This is a genomic window from Paracoccus simplex (assembly GCF_042648325.1).
Lineage (GTDB): Bacteria > Pseudomonadota > Alphaproteobacteria > Rhodobacterales > Rhodobacteraceae > Paracoccus > Paracoccus simplex.
The window spans coordinates 79,381-100,389 of sequence record NZ_JBHRXE010000001.1 but is presented as its reverse complement, the minus strand read 5'-3'; the positions used below and the strand labels follow the sequence as shown (position 1 = coordinate 100,389).

General features: G+C 69.9%; 20 protein-coding genes. 11 read left to right on the top strand and 9 right to left on the bottom strand.

The features are described from left to right. Positions 1-4 precede the first annotated feature (4 nt). From ACFOMP_RS00470 to ric, 3 genes are read left to right on the top strand one after another with little or no spacing between them, the layout of a single operon-like run. Positions 5-1,474, top strand: coding sequence for a UbiD family decarboxylase (locus ACFOMP_RS00470; protein ID WP_379027418.1), 1,470 nt, complete (start codon positions 5-7; stop codon positions 1,472-1,474). Beyond that, complete coding sequence (locus tag ACFOMP_RS00465; RefSeq protein ID WP_379027416.1) at positions 1,471-2,052, top strand: UbiX family flavin prenyltransferase; 582 nt, start codon at positions 1,471-1,473, stop codon at positions 2,050-2,052. The genes ACFOMP_RS00470 and ACFOMP_RS00465 overlap by 4 nt, the downstream gene beginning before the upstream one ends. Continuing rightward, a complete protein-coding gene (gene ric / locus ACFOMP_RS00460; protein ID WP_379027414.1) occupies positions 2,049-2,714 on the top strand; it encodes an iron-sulfur cluster repair di-iron protein in 666 nt (221 codons plus the stop codon). The genes ACFOMP_RS00465 and ric overlap by 4 nt, the downstream gene beginning before the upstream one ends. Positions 2,715-2,738: 24 nt before the next feature. On the opposite strand, the gene ACFOMP_RS00455 is transcribed toward ric, so the two are convergent. From ACFOMP_RS00455 to ACFOMP_RS00420, 8 genes are all read right to left on the bottom strand, one after another. Next, positions 2,739-3,011, bottom strand: coding sequence for a DUF6522 family protein (locus tag ACFOMP_RS00455; RefSeq protein WP_379027412.1), 273 nt, complete (start codon positions 3,009-3,011; stop codon positions 2,739-2,741). Positions 3,012-3,101: 90 nt separating this feature from the next. Next, positions 3,102-3,818, bottom strand: coding sequence for a Crp/Fnr family transcriptional regulator (locus ACFOMP_RS00450; protein ID WP_289896389.1), 717 nt, complete (start codon positions 3,816-3,818; stop codon positions 3,102-3,104). A gap of 178 nt (positions 3,819-3,996) precedes the next feature. Further along, positions 3,997-4,707, bottom strand: a complete 711-nt coding sequence (locus ACFOMP_RS00445; RefSeq protein ID WP_379027410.1) for a Crp/Fnr family transcriptional regulator — start codon at positions 4,705-4,707, stop codon at positions 3,997-3,999. Between the two features lie 88 nt (positions 4,708-4,795). Continuing rightward, entirely contained in the window at positions 4,796-5,614 is an 819-nt protein-coding gene (locus tag ACFOMP_RS00440; RefSeq protein ID WP_379027408.1) for an SUMF1/EgtB/PvdO family nonheme iron enzyme, read from the bottom strand. A gap of 69 nt (positions 5,615-5,683) precedes the next feature. Beyond that, the gene (gene nirK, locus ACFOMP_RS00435; RefSeq protein WP_379027406.1) at positions 5,684-6,814 is read right to left on the bottom strand and encodes a copper-containing nitrite reductase; all 1,131 of its coding nucleotides are present in this window, start codon (positions 6,812-6,814) and stop codon (positions 5,684-5,686) included. A 177-nt stretch (positions 6,815-6,991) separates the two neighbouring features. Next, the gene (locus tag ACFOMP_RS00430) at positions 6,992-7,270 is read right to left on the bottom strand and encodes a metal-sulfur cluster assembly factor (RefSeq protein WP_289896393.1); all 279 of its coding nucleotides are present in this window, start codon (positions 7,268-7,270) and stop codon (positions 6,992-6,994) included. Between the two features lie 5 nt (positions 7,271-7,275). Continuing rightward, the gene (locus tag ACFOMP_RS00425; protein WP_289896394.1) at positions 7,276-7,809 is read right to left on the bottom strand and encodes a DUF2249 domain-containing protein; all 534 of its coding nucleotides are present in this window, start codon (positions 7,807-7,809) and stop codon (positions 7,276-7,278) included. A gap of 1,483 nt (positions 7,810-9,292) precedes the next feature. Beyond that, the gene (locus tag ACFOMP_RS00420; RefSeq protein WP_289896396.1) at positions 9,293-9,949 is read right to left on the bottom strand and encodes a GntR family transcriptional regulator; all 657 of its coding nucleotides are present in this window, start codon (positions 9,947-9,949) and stop codon (positions 9,293-9,295) included. Between the two features lie 175 nt (positions 9,950-10,124). Here ACFOMP_RS00420 and ACFOMP_RS00415 point away from each other — a divergent pair, with 175 nt between their 5' ends. The 3 genes from ACFOMP_RS00415 to ACFOMP_RS00405 are packed head-to-tail and all read left to right on the top strand — an operon-like array spanning position 10,125 to position 14,437. Continuing rightward, a complete protein-coding gene (locus ACFOMP_RS00415; RefSeq protein WP_379027404.1) occupies positions 10,125-11,507 on the top strand; it encodes an SLC13 family permease in 1,383 nt (460 codons plus the stop codon). A gap of 31 nt (positions 11,508-11,538) precedes the next feature. Next, positions 11,539-12,909, top strand: a complete 1,371-nt coding sequence (locus ACFOMP_RS00410; RefSeq protein ID WP_379027402.1) for a malonyl-CoA decarboxylase — start codon at positions 11,539-11,541, stop codon at positions 12,907-12,909. A 16-nt stretch (positions 12,910-12,925) separates the two neighbouring features. Next, positions 12,926-14,437: a malonate--CoA ligase gene (locus ACFOMP_RS00405; protein ID WP_289896399.1), complete on the top strand. Its 1,512-nt coding sequence runs from the start codon at positions 12,926-12,928 to the stop codon at positions 14,435-14,437. A gap of 157 nt (positions 14,438-14,594) precedes the next feature. Here the strand turns inward: ACFOMP_RS00405 and ACFOMP_RS00400 are convergent, their stop codons facing one another. Continuing rightward, a complete protein-coding gene (locus ACFOMP_RS00400) occupies positions 14,595-15,047 on the bottom strand; it encodes an Lrp/AsnC family transcriptional regulator (RefSeq protein ID WP_289896400.1) in 453 nt (150 codons plus the stop codon). Between the two features lie 327 nt (positions 15,048-15,374). Between ACFOMP_RS00400 and ACFOMP_RS00395 the strand changes: the two genes are divergently transcribed. The 5 genes from ACFOMP_RS00395 to ACFOMP_RS00375 all read left to right on the top strand — a co-directional run bounded on the left by ACFOMP_RS00395 (position 15,375) and on the right by ACFOMP_RS00375 (position 20,861). Then, a complete protein-coding gene (locus ACFOMP_RS00395; protein WP_289896401.1) occupies positions 15,375-16,622 on the top strand; it encodes a 3-methyl-2-oxobutanoate dehydrogenase (2-methylpropanoyl-transferring) subunit alpha in 1,248 nt (415 codons plus the stop codon). 1 nt (position 16,623) lies between these two features. Then, complete coding sequence (locus tag ACFOMP_RS00390) at positions 16,624-17,640, top strand: alpha-ketoacid dehydrogenase subunit beta (RefSeq protein WP_379027399.1); 1,017 nt, start codon at positions 16,624-16,626, stop codon at positions 17,638-17,640. Position 17,641: 1 nt separating this feature from the next. Then, a complete protein-coding gene (locus tag ACFOMP_RS00385; RefSeq protein ID WP_289896402.1) occupies positions 17,642-18,952 on the top strand; it encodes a dihydrolipoamide acetyltransferase family protein in 1,311 nt (436 codons plus the stop codon). A gap of 1 nt (position 18,953) precedes the next feature. After that, the gene (gene lpdA / locus ACFOMP_RS00380) at positions 18,954-20,342 is read left to right on the top strand and encodes a dihydrolipoyl dehydrogenase (RefSeq protein WP_379027397.1); all 1,389 of its coding nucleotides are present in this window, start codon (positions 18,954-18,956) and stop codon (positions 20,340-20,342) included. 111 nt (positions 20,343-20,453) lie between these two features. Beyond that, positions 20,454-20,861, top strand: a complete 408-nt coding sequence (locus tag ACFOMP_RS00375; protein ID WP_289896404.1) for a YciI family protein — start codon at positions 20,454-20,456, stop codon at positions 20,859-20,861. Positions 20,862-21,009: the final 148 nt, after the last annotated feature.

Below are 21,009 nucleotides of genomic sequence, written 5' to 3'. Positions count from 1 at the left end.
CCCGATGCGCAGCCTGCCGCCCTTTCCCGACCTGCGGGCGTTTCTTGCCTTTGCCGAGGCGCGCGGCGATCTGGCGCGGATCGCCGCCCCCGTCTCGCTGCGCCACGAGATGACGGCGGTGCAGCTTGCCGCCCTGCGCCGTGGCGGGCCGGTGCTGCGCTTCGACGCGCATGACGGGCCACCGATGCCGGTGGTGACCAATCTTTTCGCCACGCGCGAGCGGGTGGCGGCCGGCCTGGGGCTGGCGCTGGACGAGATCCCGGCCTTCGGCGGCTTCCTGGCCAGCCTGCGCAGCCCCGAGCCGCCCGAGGGGATGCGCGACGCGCTGTCGCGCTGGCCGGTGCTGCGCGCGGCGCTGGCCGCCCGGCCGCGTCTGTCGCGCCATGCCGCCTCGCAAGAGGAGGTGCTGCCCGGCCTCGACCGTCTGCCGGTGCAGACCCCCTGGCCCGAGGATGGCGGGCCGCTGATCACCTGGCCCGTGGTCATGACCCGGCCGCACGGGTCCGAGGCCGCGGACCATGGCCGCTATAACCTGGGCGTCTATCGCGCCCAGGTTCTGGGGCCGGACCGGCTGATCCTGCGCTGGCTGGCGCATCGCGGCGGCGCTGCGCATCACCGCTCGTGGCTGCGCGCGGGCGAGCCGATGCCGGTCGCCATCGCGCTTGGCGCCGATCCGGCGCTGTTGCTGGCCGCCGCCCTGCCGCTGCCCGAGACCGTCTCGGAACTGGGCTTTTCCGGCGTGCTGCGCGGCGCGCGCACCGAACTCGCCGCCGCCCGCACCGTGCCGCTGATGGTGCCCGCCCGCGCCGAGATCGTCGTCGAGGGCTGGGTGCATCCCGGCGAAACCGCGCCCGAGGGGCCCTTCGGCGACCATACCGGCTATTACAACGCCGTCGAGCCGTTCCCGGTCATGCGCGTCAGCGCCGTCACCTGCCGACGCGACCCGCTTTACCTGACCACGGTGACGGGCCGGCCGCCCGACGAGCCCTCGGTCATCGGCGAGGTGTTCAACGACCTGGCGCTGCCTGTGATCCGCAGCCAGATCCCCGAGGTCCGCGACCTGTTCCTGCCGCCCGCCGCCTGTTCCTATCGCATGGCGGTGGTGCGCATCGACAAGGCCTATCCCGGCCAGGCGCGGCGGGTGATGATGGCGCTTTGGGGCATGTTGCCGCAGTTCTGCTATACCAAGATGATCGTGGTGGTGGATGGCGAAATCGACATCCGCAACTGGGACGACGTGCTTTGGGCCTTGTCCACGCGCATGGATCCGGCCCGCGATGTCATGCTGATCGACCGCACGCCGATGGACTACCTGGACTTCGCCTCGCCGCGCGAGGGGCTGGCCGGCAAGATCGGCATCGACGCCACCACCAAGATCGGCACCGAGACCGCCCGCGACTGGGGCCGCGAGATGCGCCTCGACCCCACGCATGAGGCGCGGGCGGCGGCGATCCTGGCGGAGGTCGTGGCATGAGCCGGGTGGTGCTGGGCGTCTCGGGCGCCTCGGGCGCGGCGCTGGCGCTCGCCTGCGCCGAGAAGCTGGCCCGGCTGGGGGCCGAGATCGACCTGGTGGTCTCGGCCATGGCCGAGCGGACGTTGGCCGAGGAGGTCGGGCCGCAGGCGCTGGCCGGGCTTTGCGCCATGGCGGCGCGGGTGCATCCGCAGCGCGACCTGGGCGCGGCCATCGCCTCGGGCTCCTGCCCGGTGGCGGGGATGATCGTCGCGCCCTGCTCGATGCGCAGCCTGGCCGCCATCGCCCATGGTTTCGACGACAGCCTGCTGACCCGCGCCGCCGGCGTGCAGCTGAAGGAACGCCGGCCGCTGGTGCTGTTGGCGCGCGAGGCGCCGCTGACCTTGGCGCATCTGCGAAACATGCAGGCCGCGGCCGAGATGGGGGCGGTGATCCTGCCGCCGGTCCCGGCCTTCTACCTGCGCCCGGCCAGCCTGACCGAGGCCGTGGCCCAGATCGCGGCCCGCGCCGTCGATCTGCTGCATCTCGCCCCGCCGCAGGCCGGGGCCTGGAACCCCGAAGCAAAAGGAAACCACCCATGACCGACACGCTGCTCTATCCCGAAAACACCGTGCGCGACATCGCCGCGAAACTGCCCGGCGCCGCCGGCATCTTCCGCGATGCCGATATCAGCTTCTGCTGCGGCGGCGATATCAGCCTGGCCGAAGCCGCCCGCAAGGCCGGGCTGGACCTGGCGGCGCTGACCGCGCGGCTGCAGGCGCTGATCGACCGCGCGGCACAGGACGCCCCCGCCGACACGGCCGGGCTGGTCGCGCATATCCTGGACCGCTACCACGCCACCCATCGCGAGGAGCTGGCCTTTCTGGTCCAGCTCGCCAACCGGGTGGAATCGGTGCATGGCGACCATGACGAGGCACCGCTGGGCCTGACCGAGGCGCTGATCCTGCTGCACGGCGATCTGGACGCCCACATGACGAAAGAGGAAAAGGTGCTGTTCCCGGCCATTCTGCAAGGTGCCGGCGCCACGCTGGCCGGGCCGATCCAGGTGATGCACCAGGACCATGCCGACACCTCGGAACTGCTGCGCCGGATCGAGCATGTCACCAACGGGCTGCGCCTGCCCATCGGCGCCTGCGGCTCGTGGACCGCGCTTTATACCGGGCTGCGCAAGCTTTGCGACGACGTGGTCGCGCATATCCACCTGGAGGAAACGATCCTGTTCCCGCGGGCGCTGGCCGCCTGAATCCGGCCGGGTCGCGGCGGCGCCTCAGCCGGCGCCGCCCGGGCGTTCGGGGCGGTCGAAGCGCGCCTGTTTCAGGATGCGCCCCTCGGCGTCGACGGTCAGGCGCAGGACGCGGCCGGCATGGAAGAAGCTCAGGCGGAAAGTGCCGGCATCCGCGCCCTCGCCGGTCTCGTGGCGGCTGGTGATCCGGCCCTGCTGCATCAGCCCCGGCACCAGGGCCGGGTCCAGGCCGAAGGCCGGGCCGAGCAGATCGGCATCGACGACGAAGCGTCCATCCTGCCGGCTTATCCTGTCCATGACCCCTGCCTCCTGCGCAGCCGCCGGCCGCCGGCGGTCTGGCCGAAAGCCCAGCCGCTTCCTCGACCGATGTCAAGCCTTCCGTCCGGCTCAGCCGGCGGGGCCGAGCGCGCCCAGCGTGTCGGCCTGGGCCAGGTCGCGCAGCCGGCTGACCGAGGCGATGGCGGCGCTGGTCTGGCTGACCCGCACGCCATGGTCGCGCAGCCGGGCAAAGGCGCGGCTCAGGCTTTCCGGCTTCATGCCCAGCCGCCCCGCGATCAGCGCCTTGTCATAGGGCAGCACCACCGTGGCGCTGGCCTCGCCTTCGGGGCAAAGCTCCAGCAGGAACTCGGCGACCCGCTGGGCGCCGGACAGCGCCTTGAGCTGCTCGATCTGCTCGACCAGCCCCTGCAGATGCATGAAGGTGGCCGACAGGATCGAGATGGCGATGGCGGGATGCGCGTGCAGCAGGTCGAGCACCGCGCGCGCCGGAATGGCGATCAGCTGACAATCCGTCGATGCCTCGGCCGAGACCGGATAGCTGGCGCGGCGCAGCGCGATCGGCTCGCCGAAACTTTGCCCGCGCGTCATCACCCCCACCACCGCCTCGGAGCCGTTGGCGGCGATGCGGTAGAGCTTGACCCAGCCGTCGGCGACGACATGGATGGAATGGGCGGCATCGCCCTGGTGAAAGACCACCTGGCCGCGGCGCTGGCGGCTGACATGCGCCGCATCCAGCAGGCTGTCGCGCAGATCGGGCGGCACGGCCGAAAGCAGCCGCGACTGGCAGGCGATCTGGCGATGCGCGGCAGAGAGCTTCATTCTCATCGGATCGGACCTTTCCGGGACCAAGGCCGGCCGACCCCGGCGGTCACGGCCGGGACAGGGGCGGCAAAGGGCGAAGGCGGGTGCATCGGCATGGTATCCGGGTCATGGGTTCGGAACCAAGCCTCTATGCCCTTCCGCGCGCCGCCTCGTTGAGCGAACGCAAAGAAGCGGCCGGAAATCAGTTCGCGGGATCGGCGATCCGCGCCAGGGCGCCGGCGTCGATCACCGTCAGCTTCTGCCGGCCGCCCTCGACCAGGCCCCGCGCCTCCCAGCCGGACAGCAGGCGCGAGACGGTGTGCAGCGTCGTGCCGGTCATTTCGGCGATGTCCTGGCGGGTGATGGGAAAGTCGATGCGGGTGCCGCCGCCCTCGATGCGGCCGGCCTTCTCGGCCAGACGCAGGACGGCATGGGCGACCCGGCGCTCGACCTCCTGGGTGGACATCTCGCGCAGGCGGGTATGGGCCTCGTCCAGGCGCTGGCCGATGGTTTGCAGGGCGTTGATCGCCAGCCGGGGATTGCTTTCGACCACCGTGTCCCAATCCGACATCGGCCAGCCGGCCACGATCGAATCGACCGCGGCGCGGGCGGTGCCGGGATAGTCGGGCCGCGCCAGGGCGCGGGCAAAGCCGAACAGGTCGCCGGGATGCACCACGCGCATCATCACCTGCTGGCCGTCCGGCGTGATCTGCGTCACCTTCAGCCGGCCGTGCAGCAGCAGGTAGAAGGCCGTGGCCTGCGCGCCCTGTTCGAACACCGTTTCGCCCTGCGCCACGCGATGCGCGCCGGCGCGCGCCATCAGCCGCGTCAGCGCCTCGGACGCCATGTCCCGGAACAGCGGCAGGTTCCGCACCAGTGAAATGTCGATCGCCACATTCCGCGCCTTCACCATGGGTTTCCCCCTAGGTGCCGCAAAACCGGGCGAGAGCAAAGCATTCCTATGGCCTTCTTCCGTGGTGTTTCGTCCCAGGCGCGCGGGATCAGCCGGTCTCGCGCACCAGACGGAACCCCAGATTGGCGGGCGGCACCCCGACCGAGCAGCCGCCGGATTTCGGATCGCGGATGAAATCGACCATGGCCGCACGATGCAGCCCCTCGGCGATGTAGATGCCGCAGCTTTCGCCTTCGCGCAGGATGCGGCCGCTGTCGTCGATCTGGACCTGGCGCAGGCAGGTCGAGGTCCATTCCCAGACGGCGCCGCCGATGTCATGCACGCCCAGCGAGTTGACATTCAACTGACCCACCGGCCGGATCTCGCGGTCCAGTTCGCGCTGGCGGGCGGCATCGACGGCATATTGCGCCAGCCACAGCACCGCAGGATTGGCGGGGTCGCTGTCCACCCCCAGCCGGTCGTCGCGGAACAGCTCGGCTGCGGCATGGGCCCATTCGACATCGCTGGGCAGGCGCCAGCTCTGGCCGGTCTCGGCCGAAAGCCAGGCGGCATAGGCGGTGGCGTCCAGCCAGTTCACCCCCGTCACCGGCAGTTCGCCCCGGTCGGTCGGGCCGCCGGGCGCGGTGCAGGCCCCGGCCGCCACGCATTCCAGGTATTGCCCGGTGCTGACCGGAGTCGCCATGATCTCGACCGGCGCGGGGATCGAGACGGTGGCGACCGGCGCGTCCACCGGCCAGCCGTCCCGCTGCCAGTCGCCGTCCAGCCGATGCTCGAAGGGCCGGGGCTCGAGCCGCACCATGGCGGGCAGGTCCGGGCCCTTCGCCGCCTCGCGCTGCAGGAAGGGCGGCCACAGGCTCAGGCCAAGCGCGCCAAGCGCCGCGGCGAAGAGGAAGGCGGATCCGTGCATCGGATCTCTCCGTTCACAGCAGAAGGGAAAAGGCCGCCCCGGCGACAGGCGCGGGGCGGCCGGATCGGATCACGAGCTGATCGGGCTCGGGGCCATCACCTGCTTCATCAGATCATCGTCCCAGTCGCCCTCGACCACCACATGGCCGGCGGCGCCCAGCTCGAAGGCCTCGATCAGGTTGTGGTTCACATAGGCGTAGACGCCGGGCTGCTGGAACTTGTAGATCATCAGCCCCGCGGTGCCGCCGGGGATGAACCAGGTCTCCAGCCCGTGCTCGGGCGGGTTGGTGAACTTGCCGGTTGCCCAGACATAGTCGCCATGCCCGCCGATCAGGTGCGGCCGGGTGTCGCGGTTGGCCTGGCTGTGGATGAAGGCCACCGTCTCGCCCACCTTCGCCTTCAGCGCGTTGTCGCCGGTCAACGCGCCAACGGCGCCGTTGAAGACCACATGGCTGGGCGTCAGCGTCTTCATCACGGCAACGGTATCCTCGTAGCTTTCGCCGGGGGTGTCGTAGGTTTTCCACTTACCGTTCTCGTCCTTGGGCACGTAGAAATCCTGTTCGCCGATGTAATAGACGCGGTCGTATTTGACCGGCTGGCCGTCGCGGTCCTTCAGCCCGTCGCGCGGCAGCACCATGACGGCGCCGTTCATGCCCGAAACGACGTGCCAGGCCACCATGCCGGGCGGGGCGCAGTGATAGACGAAGACCCCGGGCTTGGTCGCTTTCCAGCGCAGCACGCATTGCTCGCCGGGGTTGACCTGGGTCAGGCCGCCGCCGCCCAGAGCGCCGGTCGAGCTGTGGAAGTCGATATTGTGCATCAGCTCGTTCGAGGGCGGGTTGACCAGCGTCAGCTCGACATAGTCGCCCTCATGCACGACCATCAGCGGGCCGGGCACCGTGCCGTTGAAGGTCGAGGCCCAGACCTCGGCGCCGTCATTGTCCAGCGTGATCTTCTTCTCCTCGATGACCATCCGGAATTCCACGATCTTCGGGCCGCCGGTGGCCACCTGCTCATGCGCGTGCACGAAGGGCGGATCGACCAGCTTGACCTGGACCCGCGGCAGGCCGGCCACGTCGGTCGCGGCGGCGGGGGTCAGCACCTCGCCGGTCTCGGCTGCGGCCCGGCGCACCTGGGTCAGAACCCCGGCAACGGCGGCGCCCGCCAGCATGGTGCGGCGGCTGACATTCAGGGTGGTCATGGCTTGCTCCTTTCGGTCTGTCTTTGCGACCCGGTTCTTTCCGGTTGCCATAATGATGGCAGGTTTCGCCAAGCCCTTCGTTGTGCCGGAACAAGCAACTTCGACTCTTTCGCCCGGATATTTGATGCAGCGCAAAGAGCATGCGTTTTTCCGGGCGGCGAAGGGCACGGGCGGGCCTCAGGCCGGCTCCATCCGATCCGGGGTCCAGGGCGGATCCCAGGTCAGCCGCACCTCGACCCCGCGCACGCCGTCAAGGCGCGACACCGCCGCTTCGACGCCTTGGCGCAGCATCTCGGTCAGCGGGCAGCCGCGCGTGGTGGTGGTCATGTCGATGGTGACATGGCCGGCTTCCTCGGCGATGGCATAGATCATGCCCATGGCGACCAGGTCGCGGCCGGTCTCGGGGTCCAGCACCTCGCGCAGCCGGTCGCGGACGAGATCGCGCAGATCGGCCATGGCCGTCACCCCCGCCCGCCGCCGTCGCCGCGGCGCACCATCAGCCGATAGCTCGCGCCATCCGCAGCGAAGTTCCCCGCCCATTCGTGATGGCGCATGGCCAGTTCGGGAAATAGGAACATCGGCTCGCGGTCGAGCAGCGCGAACAGCACCTCGCCCGCCGCCATGGCCTCCAGCGTCTCGAGGATGCGCACCATGGGCTCGGGCGGCATCAGCCCGGTCAGGTCCAGGGTCTGCGCGGGATCGGGCCACAGCGCCGCGCCGGCGGCCGAGCCGGGGGTCAGCCCCGCCTCGGGCGCGGCGCCGGCGACCGGGGTGAAGGTCACCTCCCAGCCGCCGTCCTGCAACGGCCGGTCGCTGGCGCCGAAACCGCGATTCGCCATCACCCCGAACAGCGGCACCGGCCGGAACGGGGTGATCAGGCGCAGCGGCTGGCCGGGCAGCAGGCTGTCCACCGCCGCCATGATGGCGGAAAACGGCTCCTCGCCGCGAGCCAGAGGCGCGCGGACGTCAAGCTCCAGCGGTTCGGGGATGGTCATGGTCGGATCTCCGGGGTGAAGGGGGAAGGATCATCGGCGGCAGAAGGGCGGGCCGGCGATCGGCGGCGAGGTGGCGCAGGCGGCGGATCAGCACGGCCTCGCGGCACAGGCCCAGGCAGCCCGCCAGCAGCACCAGCGCCGCCAGCGCCAAGGCGGGGGCAAAGCNNNNCAGCGCCGCCAGCCGGAAGCCGGGGGCAAAGCCCGCAAGCAGCGCCGCGGTGCCGCCCGCCGCCGCCGCCGCCCACAGCGCCAGCCAGCGCCCGGCGGCGCGGGTGCCGGTCAGCTCATGCACCATCGGCACCGGCCGCCGGCCGATCAGTGGCGAGAACACCTGGATCCAGGTCAGGAAGCTGGCGATCTTGACCATCTGCGCCAGCGTCAGCGTCGAGAGCCAGCCGACCAGCGCCGCAAAGACCGCCGCCTCGGCCCAGACGCCGCCGCGCCACAGCGCCGGCCCGCTCAGCAGGACCGCAAGGCCCAGGAAAGCCAAAGCGGCGCGGCTCCATTGCATGTTGAGCTCGGGCTGCGGGCGGCGGCGGGCTTGCCACATGCGCCGGGCTTCGGCCAGATAAAGCGCCACCACCGCCGCCGAGGCCAGCGCCGCAAGCGGCAGCAGCAGCGGCAGCGCGGCTCCCCCGCCCAGCAGCAGCGCCGCCAGCCCGGCCAGGATCAGGCCGAGCACCAGCAGCGCGCAGGCGAAGCCGGCATCGCGCAGCCGGCTGCCCCTGTCGGGCGCCAGCAGGAACATCGGGAACAACTGGTAACTGACGCCGATGGCCGAAAGCGTCAGCCAGCCGCCGACGCCCAGCAACACATGCAGCGGCACCCCTTCCGGCAGCAGCGCCATGCCGATATCGGACCCCGAGAGCGCCAGCGCCATGCCGGCGCCGCTGGCCCACAGCGCCGCCAGCGCCAGCAGCGCCGCCAGCACCGTGCGCCCGGCATCCTGCCGCCAGCCCCGGACCGCCAGCAGCGTCGCGGCCACCATCGCGCCCACCAGCGCGAAGGCCAGCGCCAACGGCAGCGGCGCGGCGGCCAGCAAGGCGAAGCCCGGCTCCCAGCCGTCAAGCGCCAGGAAGCCCCCGGCCAGCAGCGCCGTCCCGAAGCTGCAGGCCAGCAGCGCCGGCAGCGCCAGCCGGGCCAGCGCCAGCGGCCGGGCCGCCAGGACCGGGGTGAACTGAATCAACGCGCCCAGCATCATCTGGCAAAGCCAGCCCAGCGCGAACAGGTGCAGCACCGCCAGCCCCGGTCCCGAGGACCACCGCCCCGGCCCCGCCGCGCCCAGCACGGCAAGGCCCAGCGCCGCCAGCAGAAAGGCCAGCGCCGCAGCGAACCAGGCCATCGTCCAGCGAGAGAGCTGTTTGCCGATCATGGGGCACCTCGGAATGCTTTGCCCCATCCTCACGCAATTTCCGCCGCCGTTCCTTGTCGCGGCACAAATTCGGCGCGATCCGCCACCGCGAATCGCCCCGGCGCCGGCGACTCAGTCGCCCTGGCGCAGCGCTGCGATCAGATCATGGAAACGGTCGCCCTGCACGATGACATGAGCGCGCAGCGTCTCGGCCGCGCCCTCGCCATCGCCGGCGCGGATGCGCGCCACCACCGCGTCATGTTCCGCAAAGGACCGCATCATCCGGTTGCGCACCTTCAGCTGCATGCGCCGATAGGGTTGCAGCATGGCGTGCAGGCGCGAGGCCTCCTGTTCCAGGAAGGCGTTGTGCGTGGCGCGATAGATGCAATGGTGGAAATCCGAGTTGCGGGCGTAATAGGCCTCGACCTCGCCCGCCTCGGCCAGCCGGCGGCATTCGCCATGCACCGCCTCCAGCGCCGCCAGTTCCGTCTCGGTGATGCGGCGGGCGGCCAGGCGGCCGCAGGTGGCCTCGATCTCGGCCATGACCTCGAAACGCTCGGCCAGTTCGCTGGGACTCCATTCGGTGACGAAGGTGCCGCGCTTGGCCACCACCCGGACCAGCCCCGACGCCTCGAGCTGGTGCAGCGCCTCGCGGATCGGGGTGCGCGAAACCTCGAATTCCCGCTCCAGCGCCTCGGGGTCCAGGCGGGCGCCGGGCAGGTATCTGCCTTCCACGATGGCGTTTTCCAGCGCGTTGCGGATACGCAGCGGGGTGGGAATCGTCGCCATGAAAGCCTCCTTCGCCTCTCTGCCCGGGAAGATAGGCGCTTCGCCGGCATTTATCCATGTTCCCTTTTGTTATATACAACAACCAAACGGAAACGTATAACAACCCGGTGAGGATTCGCGCGCCGGAGGAGGGCGCGGGAATCGACAAGGAGGTTTGCATGGAGAGGAGCCGCGCATGACCCCGCATCTGCTTTCAATCTATACGCTGGCGGCGATGTTCGTCGTCGCCACGATCTGGCCGATCAACATGGGCGTGCTGGCCTTTGTCGGCGCCTTCCTGGTCGGCACCCTGCTGGCCGGCCAGGGCGCCAAGGAGATCATCGCCGGTTTCCCCAGCGGCCTGTTCCTGACGCTGGTCGGCATCACCTGGCTGTTCGCGCTGGCGCAGAACAACGGCACCATCGATTGGCTGGTGCGCATGGCGGTGCGCGCCGTCAAGGGCCGCATCGGCGCGATTCCGTGGATCATGTTCGGCATCTCGGCCGTCCTGACCGCCGTCGGTGCGGTCAGCCCCGGCGCCGTCGCCATCGTGGCGCCGATCGCGCTGGGGTTCGCCTTTCGCTATCAGATCTCGCCCCTGCTCATGGGCCTGATGGTGGTGCATGGCGCGCAGGCCGGGGGCTTTTCACCGATCAGCATCTATGGCGGCATCACCAATGGCGTGGTGGCCAAGGCCGGGTTGCCGCTGTCGCCGATGACCACCTTCGCCGCCAGTTTCTTCGTCAACGCGGCGGTGGCGCTTTTGCTGTTCATGGCCCTGGGCGGCCGCAAGCTGATGCAGGCGCGCTCGGACCGGATCGAGCCGGTGACGGTGCCGCATGTCGAGATCGCCCGCCCCGCCACCGGCCCGCAGATCTTCGGCGACAGCGAGGCCGAGGCGCTGAGTCGCCGCATCGGCGAGGAAGGCGGCGGCGAATCGAACCGACTCGTCGCCGAGGTCGAGGAAGGCAACCAACCCGACGGCACCCCCTATCAGATCGCGACCCTGGCCGGGCTGGCCTTGCTGGCGGTGCTGGTGCTGGCCTTCAACCTCGACATCGGCTTCGTCTCGCTGACCATCGGCCTGGCGCTGGCGCTCTGGGCCCCGACCATGCAGAAACGCGCCATGGCGCAGGTCGCCTGGCCCGAGATCGTGCTGATCACAGGCGTTTCCACCTATGTCGCGGTGCTGGAACACATGGGCACCATCGACTTCGTCGGCGACAGCGTGGCCGGCATGGCCTCGCCGCTGCTGGCGGCGCTGATGCTGTTCTTCATCGGCGCGGTGGTCTCGGCCTTCGCCTCGTCCACGGCGGTGCTGGGCTCGCTGATCCCGCTGGCGGTGCCGTTCCTGCAGGGCGATACCGGCGTCGGCGCCATCGGCTTCATCGCCGGCATGGCCGTCGCCTCGACCATCGTCGATGTCAGCCCCTTCTCGACCAACGGCGCGCTGGTGCTGGCCAATGCCCGCGGGGTGGACCGCCAGATGTTTTTCCGCAAACTGCTGAACTACGGCGCGCTGGTGACGCTGGTCGCCCCGGTGGTGCTGTGGCTGATCTTCGTCGTGCTGCCGGGGTGATCCCGGCATGCCAACCCCTTCGGAGGCCGATATGATCAAGACCGTCGAGACCCCGCGCCCCGGCCGCCCCGCCTTCCTGGGCGAGCTGTTCGAGGTGCTGACCGACCGCGGCCGCCGCCTGCTGGGGCGGCGGGGCACCGACACCGCCACCGAGGCGCCCGACCTGTGCGAACTGGGCGAGGCGCTGCTGTCGCGGCGGGGCGAGGCTTCGGGCGTGGCCATCGCCCAGGGCCTGCTCGCGGCCTTCGAGGATGCCGGCGAAGAGGCGCGGCTGGCCTTCCTGCAGAACCTCGGCGACCGTTTCGGCCCCGATCCGGCGGCGGTCCGCACGGCCTTGGAGGCGGTGCAGCGCGACGCCGGCAATATCGAGGCCATCGAGGCGCTGCACGAGATCGCCGAGCCGCGCCGGCAGGAACTGTTCCGGCGCCTGAACCTGGCCCCCGGCGGCACGGCGGCGCTGGTGCGGATGCGCGAGGAGCTGCTGCGCCATCTGAAGGGCAACCCCGCGCTGCGCCGGGTGGACGGCGATTTCGCGCATCTTTTCGCGTCCTGGTTCAACAGGGGGTTTCTCGTGCTGCGCCATATCGACTGGAACACGCCCGCCAGCATCCTGGAAAAGATCATCCGCTACGAGGCGGTGCATGCCATCCAGAACTGGGACGACCTGCGCAACCGCCTGCAGCCGACCGACCGGCGCTGCTACGGCTTCTTTCACCCGCAGCTGGTGGACGAGCCGCTGATCTTCGTCGAAGTGGCCCTGACCGAGGAGATCCCGGACAATGTCGCCGGGCTGCTCGACCTCGACCGCCAGCCGATCCAGGCGGAACGGGCCAGCACCGCGGTGTTCTATTCCATCTCGAACACCCAACGGGGGCTCGCCGGGGTGTCCTTCGGCAATTTCCTGATCAAGCAGGTGGTCGAGGAACTCAAGGCGGAACTGCCCAACATCCGCACCTTCGTCACGCTGTCGCCGGTGCCGGGCTTTGCCGCCTGGCTGGCCCGGCAGCGTCAGGACGAGATGTCGGAACTGATCGACGCCGACCAGCGCCTGGCCTTCGTCCTGCTGGACGAGCCCGGCTGGCACAAGGATGCGGCGAAGGCCGAAAGCCTGCGCGCGCCGCTGATGGCCGCCGCCGCGACCTATTTCCTGCGCGCCCGCGACGGCAAGGGCCGCGTCGTCGATCCGGTGGCGCGCTTCCACCTGGGCAACGGCGCCCGGCTCGAGCGGTTGAACTTCCTGGGCGACGTTTCGGCCAACGGATTGAAGCAGTCGCATGGGCTGATGGTGAACTATCTCTATGATCTCGGCCGGATCGAGGCGAACCACGAAGCCTTCGCCGAACGCAGCGCCATCGCCGCCTCGGACAATGTCAGGCGCGCGCTGCCGGCCTCCAACGCATGAACCACGGGGATAACTCATGAGTGACAATCTGTTCGACCTTCTCGTCGCCGGCATCCGCGACCCCGGGGCCGTGGCCATCGAGACGCAGGCGGGCGAGCGCATCCGCTATGCCGAGCTGATCGCCCGCAGCGGTCGCATGGCCAATGCGCTGGCGGCCTTCGGCGTCCAGCCCGGCGACCGGGTGGCGGTGCAGGTCGAGAAATCGGTGCAGGCGATCATCCTCTATCTCGCCACCCTGCGGGCGGGCGCGGTGTTCCTGCCGCTGAACACCGGCTACACCCCGGCCGAGATCGGCTATTTCCTCGGCGATGCCGAGCCCCGGGTCTTCGTCTGCGACCCGGCCCGGCAAGAGGCGCTGCGCGAACCCGCCGAGGCCGCCGGCGCCCGCATGGTCACGCTGGATGCCGAGGGGCGGGGCAGCCTGACCGACGCGGCCGAGACGGCGCCCGAGGCTTTCGCCACCGCGGCGCGGGACCGCGACGACCTGGCCGCGCTGCTTTACACCTCGGGCACCACCGGCCGCTCCAAGGGCGCGATGCTGACCCATGGCAACCTGGTCTCGAATGCCCAGGTGCTGCGCGAGGCCTGGCGCTTTACCGCGCAGGACGTGCTGATCCACGCCCTGCCGATCTTTCACACCCATGGCCTGTTCGTGGCCACCAATGTGGTGCTGTTCTCGGGCGCCTCGATGGTCTTCCTGCCGAAATTCGACCTGGACCGGATCTTCGAGGCGATGGCCCGCGCCACCGTGCTGATGGGCGTGCCGACCTTCTATGTCCGCCTGCTGCAGGACGACATGCTGAACGCCGAGACCACCGCCAATATGCGGCTGTTCGTCTCGGGCTCGGCGCCGCTTTTGGCCGAGACGCATCGCGAATGGCAGGCCCGCACCGGCCATGCCATCCTGGAACGCTACGGCATGACCGAGACGAACATGAACGCCTCGAACCCCTATGACGGCGAGCGCATCGCCGGCACCGTCGGCCTGCCGCTGCCGGGGACCGAAATCATCGTCACCGACCCCGAGACCGGCGCCGAACTGCCGCGGGGCGAGATCGGCATGATCGAGGTGCGCGGCCCGAACGTGTTCAAGGGCTATTGGCGCATGCCGGAAAAGACCGCCGCCGAGCTGCGCGACAACGGCTTCTTCATCACCGGCGACCTGGGGAAATTCGACGAGCGCGGCTATCTGCACATCGTCGGCCGCGGCAAGGATCTGATCATCACCGGCGGCTACAACGTCTATCCCAAGGAGATCGAGACCGAGATCGACGCGCTGCCCGGCGTGGTCGAATCCGCGGTCATCGGCCTGCCGCATCGCGATTTCGGCGAGGGGGTGACGGCGGTGGTGGTCCCGACCGGCAGCCCCGCCCTGACCGAGGCCGCGGTGCTGGCGCCGCTGGAGGGACGGCTGGCGAAGTTCAAGCAGCCCAAGCGGGTGCTGTTCGTGGACGAACTGCCGCGCAACACCATGGGCAAGGTGCAGAAGAACCTGCTGCGCGACCGCTTCGCCGGGCTCTACGACTGACGCTTCTGCCTTCACCGTTTTGCAAATACCCCCGCGCCCGCGCACCCCGCGCCGGCGCGGGCCCCCTGCCCGGGCTTCTTCGTTCCTCAAACGCTCGCGACGCGACGGTCACGCCGCGCGCCGCTTCACCATTTCCCCCAATGCCTGGCCCGCCGCGTCAGACCGGCAGGGGCCGCTCGCTCAGGATGTCGCGCAGGCCGATCCGCGTCGACAGGTGCTGGACGCCCGGCAGCGGCAGCAACTGCTCCTTGAGCAGCAGCTCGAAGGCGCGCAGGTCGCGGACGACGATCTCGAGCATGTAATCCTCGTGCCCGGTCAGCAGCGCGCAGCCGACCACCTCGGGGATCCGCGCCACGGCCGCTTCGAAATCCGGCAGGGTGTGCTTGTCGTGGATCTTCAGCGTCACCATGCACCAGGCCCGCACCTGCAACCCCATCGCCAGCCGGTCCAGCCGATAGCGGCGACCGGCCAGGATGCCCGCCTCCTGCAGGGCCTGCATCCGCTTCCAGCAGGGCGTGTGGCTCAGCCCCACGCGCTCGGCGATCTCGCGGATCGACAGGTCGTCCTCTCTTTGGATCACCTGCAGAATCCGGCGGTCCGTTTCGTCCATCCAGCCATTCCCGTGACATTTGTCCCCTGAAATTACGTTTTTATAGGATACGATTGCAATTTCCAGTGCCGCAGACCCGAAAAAAGCAACACCTGTCTTCGCATTCCCGGATTATCCTGACCCTCACCGGACCGGGTCCGGGCGCTCGGGGGAGGAGTGCATGATCCAGAAACACCTTCTGTGGCCGTGGCGCCGGCCGCGACCGCGGCTGCGCCGCGATCGTGGTGCAGCCGCATCGGAAATCGCGCCATCCCGCATCGCCCGACGCAACCAGCCGCAGCGATCCGGCATTATCCTTTCAGCGTAACCCACGGAGCCGCCACGACCATGCCCGATCCAGACGCGCTTCCTCCGCTTAGCCTGACGGTGCCGGAACCCGAGGTCCGGCCCGGCGGCCAGCCCGATTTCTCGCATGTGGCGATCCCGCGCGCCGGCACCGTCCGCCGCCCGCCGGTCGATGCCGACCCCGAGGAGATCCGCGACCTCGCCTTCACCATCATCCGGGTGATGAACCGCGAGGGCGAAGCGGTCGGACCCTGGGCCGAGGCGCTGGACTTCACCCCCGAGGATCTGCTGGAAGGCCTGCGCCACATGATGACGCTGCGCATCTATGACGCGCGGATGCTGAACGCGCAGCGCCAGCAGAAGACCAGCTTCTACATGCAGCACCTGGGCGAGGAGGCGATCTCCTGCGGCTTCCAGCGTGCCCTGGCACCCGGCGACATGAACTTCCCGACCTATCGGCAGGCCGGCTTGCTGATCGCGGCCGGCTACCCGCTCAGCGCGATGATGAACCAGGTGTTTTCCAACGCCGAGGATCCGATGCGCGGCCGGCAATTGCCGGTCTGCTATTCCTCGCGCGAGCATGGCTTCTTCACCATCTCGGGCAACCTTGCCACGCAATACATCCAGGCGGTGGGCTGGGCCATGGCCTCGGCGATCTCGGGCGACCGCAAGATCTCGGCGGCCTGGATCGGCGACGGCTCGACGGCGGAAAGCGATTTCCACGCCGCGCTGGTCTTCGCCTCGACCTACAAGGCGCCGGTGGTGCTGAACGTTGTCAACAACCAGTGGGCGATCTCGACCTTCCAGGGCATCGCGCGGGGCGGTTCGGGCACTTTCGCGGCGCGCGGCCTGGGTTTCGGCATCCCGTCGCTGCGGGTGGACGGCAACGACTATCTGGCGGTGATGGCGGTGGCGAAATGGGCGGCGGAACGCGCCCGGCGCAACCTCGGCCCGACGATGATCGAATATGTCACCTATCGCGCCGGCGGGCATTCGACCTCGGACGACCCCTCGGCCTATCGCCCGGCCGAGGAAAGCACCGCCTGGCCGCTGGGCGACCCGGTCCTGCGGCTGAAGAACCACCTGATCCGGCTGGGCGTCTGGAGCGACGAGCGCCACGCCCAGGCCGAGGCCGAGATCCTGGCCGAGATCACCGCCGCGCAGAAACGCGCCGAGGCCATCGGCACCCTGCATCACGGCCAGCACCCAAGCCCGGTGGACATGTTCGAGGACGTCTATGCCGAAATGCCGCCGCATCTGCTGAAGCAACGTCACGAGGCGGGGTTCTGACATGGCACGCATGACGATGATCGAGGCCATCCGCGACGCGCTGGACGTGGCCATGGGCGCCGACCCGACCGTGGTCGTGTTCGGCGAGGACGTGGGCTATTTCGGCGGCGTCTTCCGCTGCACCGCCGGCCTGCAGGCGAAATACGGCAAGACCCGCTGCTTCGACACGCCGATCAACGAATCCGGCATCGTCGGCGCCGGCATCGGCATGGCCGCCTATGGGCTGAAGCCGGTGGTGGAAATCCAGTTCGCCGATTACGTCTATCCGGCCTATGACCAGATCGTGTCCGAGGCGGCAAGGCTGCGCTACCGCTCGGCCGGGCAGTTCACCTGCCCGATGGTGGTGCGGATGCCGACCGGCGGCGGCATCTTCGGCGGCCAGACCCACAGCCAGTCGCCCGAGGCGCTGTTCACCCATGTGACGGGTCTGAAAACCGTGGTGCCCTCGAACCCGCGCGACGCCAAGGGGCTGCTGATGTCGGCCATCGAGGATCCTGACCCGGTGATCTTCCTGGAGCCGAAGCGGCTCTACAACGGCCCCTTCGACGGCCATCACGACCGGCCGGTGACCGCATGGAAAACGCACGAGCTGGGCGAGGTGCCCGAAGGCCATTACACCGTGCCGCTGGGCCGCGCGGTGGTGCGCCGTCCGGGCCAGGCCGCCACGATCCTAACCTATGGCACCATGGTCCATGTCGCGCTGGCCGCCGCCGCCGAATCGGGCGTCGATGCCGAGGTGATCGACCTGCGCACCCTGCTGCCCTTGGACATGGAGACGGTGGCGGCTTCGGTCAGCAAGACCGGCCGCTGCCTGATGCTGCACGAGGCGACGCTGACCTCGGGCTATGGCGCCGAACTGGCGGCGCTGGTGCAGGCGGAATGCTTCTGGCATCTGGAAGCGCCGATCCGGCGGGTGGCGGGCTGGGACACGCCCTATCCGCATACGCATGAATGGAGCTATTTCCCCGGCCCCGCACGGGTGGCCGAGGCATTGCGTCAACTGGTCGAGGTGGCCTGACATGGGTATTCACGCAATCCGCATGCCCGATATCGGCGAAGGCATCGCCGAGGCCGAGATCGCCGAATGGCTGGTCAAGCCCGGCGATGTCCTGCGCGAGGACGATCCCATGGTCGCGGTGATGACCGACAAGGCGACGGTGGAAATCCCCTCGCCCGTCACCGGCACCGTGGTCTGGCAGGCCGGGCAGCCCGGCGACGTGATCGCCGTCGGCGCCGAGCTGGTGCGGCTGGAAGTGGACGGGCCCGGCAACGTCGCCGGTGACGCCCAGACCCCGGCGCCGACCGAGGCGCCGGGATCGTCGCGGCAGGCCGAGACCGCGCCGCCCGATCCCGAACCCGCGGAGGCGAAGCCCGAAGCCGAGCCCCGGCCCGAACCCGAACCGGAACCGCCGGCCCCGAAACCGGCGGCGAGGCCCGCCGCCGCCTCGGCCGCGCCGCTGCGCCCCGAGGGGGAAAAGCCCATCGCCTCGCCCTCGGTCCGGGCGCGGGCGCGCGAGGCCGGGGTGGACCTGCGGCTGGTGCGCGGCTCGGGTCCGGCCGGCCGCATCGGGCACGAGGATCTGGAGGCCTTCATCGCCTCGGGCGGCATTCCCGCACCCTCGGGTCCGCAGCCCGACAACACGGTCGAGGAGATCCGCGTCATCGGCCTGCGCCGCAAGATCGCCGAGCGCATGGAGGTCGCGAGCAGCATCCCGCAGATCACCATCGTCGAGGAGGTGGACGCCACCGCGCTGGAAGATCTGCGCGCCCGCATGAACGCCCATGGCAAGGGCGCCAAGCTGAACCCCCTGGCCTTCATCGCCCGCGCCATCGTGCGGGCGGTGCATGAACAGCCGATCCTGAACGCGCATTACGACGCCGAGGCCCGGCTGATCCGCCGCTTCGGCGCCGTGCATCTGGGCATCGCCGCGCAGACGCCCTCGGGGCTGATGGTGCCGGTCGTGCGCCATGCCGAGGCGCTGGACCTGCGCGCCACCGCCGCCGAGATCGCCCGCATCGGCAATGCCGCCAAGGACGGCACCGCCAAGCGCGACGAGCTTTCCGGCTCGACCATCACCATCACCTCGCTGGGCCCCTTGGGCGCCATCGCCTCGACCCCGATCCTGAACGTGCCCGAGGTCGCCATCGTCGGCGTGAACCGGCTGGCGGTGCGGCCCCACTGGAACGGCGCGGCCTTCGAGCCGCGCAAGATGATGAACCTGTCCTGCAGCTTCGATCACCGGGTGATCGACGGCTGGGACGCCGCCGTCTTCGTGGCGCGGCTGAAAGAGCTGCTGGAAACCCCGGCGCTGATCTTCGTGGAGGGCTGAGATGCGCGAGATCCAATGCAGGCTGCTGGTCATCGGCGCCGGTCCCGGCGGCTATGTCTGCGCCATCCGCGCCGGACAACTGGGCGTCGACACGGTCATCGTCGATGCCGAGCCGCCGGGCGGCACCTGCCTCAATGTCGGCTGCATCCCCTCGAAGGCGCTGATCCATGCCGCCGAGGAGTTCCACCGCCTCACCCAGCTTGCCGCGACGCCGGCCATGGGCATCTCGGCCGGCGGCGCGACGCTGGACCTGGCCGCGACCATGGCCTGGAAGGACGGCATCGTCGAGCGCCTGACCGGCGGCGTGGCCACGCTTCTGCGCAAGGCCAAGGTGCGGCTGGTGACCGGCCGGGCCACGGTGCGCGACGGCAAGACCGTGCTGGTCGAGACGCCCGAGGGCCCGGTGCAGATCCGCACCGAGGTCCTGGTGCTGGCCACCGGCTCGGAACCGATCGAGGTGCCGGCCCTGCCCTTCGGCGGCAAGGTGATCTCCTCGACCGGGGCGCTGGCGCTGACCGAGGTGCCCGAGCGGCTGGCCGTGGTCGGCGGCGGCTATATCGGGCTGGAACTGGGCATCGCCTTTGCCAAGCTGGGCTCGGAGGTCACGGTGGTCGAGGCCGCGCCGCGCATCCTGCCGCAATACGACGCCGAGCTGACCCGGCCGGTGGCGCAGCGCCTGACCCAGCTTGGCGTGCGGGTGCTGACCGGGGCGCGGGCCGGCGGGCTGTCGGACAGCGGCGCGCTGCGCGTCGCCGGCGTCGACGGGGCCGAGGAAATCGCCGCCGACAAGGTGCTGGTGACGGTCGGCCGCCGCCCGCGCGCCACCGGCGCCGGGCTGGACGGGCTGCGGCTGGACATGGCCGGCCCCTATATCCGCATCGACGAGCGTTGCCGCACCTCGATGACCGGGGTGCTGGCCATCGGCGACGTGACCGGCGAGCCGATGCTCGCCCATCGCGCCATGGCCCAGGGCGAGATGGTGGCGGAACTGGTCGCAGGCCAGCCCCGGATCTGGGACAAGCGCGCCATCCCGGCGGTCTGCTTCACCGATCCCGAAATCGTCAGCACCGGCCTGTCCCCGGACGAGGCGAAGGCGCTGGGGCAAGAGGTCGTGACCGGGCTGTTCCCCTTTGCGGCCAACGGCCGGGCGATGACGGCGGATGATGAGGCGGGCTTCATCCGCGTCACCGCCCGCGCCGACACGCATGAGGTGCTGGGCATCCAGGCCGTCGGCGCCGGCGTGGCCGAAATGGCCGGCGGCTTCGCCCTGGCGCTGGAAATGGGCGCCCGGATCGAGGACATCACCGGCACCATTCACGCCCACCCGACCCGCGGCGAGGCGTTGCACGAGGCCTGCCTGCGCGCCCTGGGTCACGCGCTGCACATCTAGCAACCGACAGGCGTGCGAAAAATTTCCGCGCGCCTGTCGGAAACCGGGCCGGCCGATCGTTCCTTGGTCATGGCACCCGATGCGATGCCAGCCAGATGAAAGGAGAGGACGATGCGTGTCATGGTATTGGTCAAGGCGACCGAGGAAAGCGAGGCCGGCGTGATGCCGACCACCGGGGAACTGGACGCGATGACCAGTTTCAACGAGGAACTGGCGGCAGCCGGCGTGATGCTGGCCGGCGAGGGGCTGCACCCCAGCGCCAGAGGGCGCCGCATCCGCTTCGGCGGCGCCGCGCCGCTGGTGCTCGACGGGCCTTTCGCAGAGACCAAGGAGCTGGTGGCCGGCTTCTGGCTCTGGCAGGTCGCCTCGATGCAAGAGGCGCTGGACTGGGCGAAAAGGGCGCCGTTCCGCAGCGGCGAACTGGAGCTGCGCCCGGTCTTCGAAAGCGAGGAATTCGGCGACGAGCTGACCCCGGACCTGCGCGCGCGCGAAGCGGAATTGCGCCGCAAGCAGGGCTAACCGGCGCGGACCCTTCTGGCGCAGCACCCCCGCTGCGATGGGATAAAGCCTTCGGCGCAGCCGGGGGCGCCGAAGGCGCTTGTCGCCTTCAGCGCGTGACAGCGCATCCTGCCCGCGGCCAGGCTGCAAGCCGGTCGTGTCGCGGCGC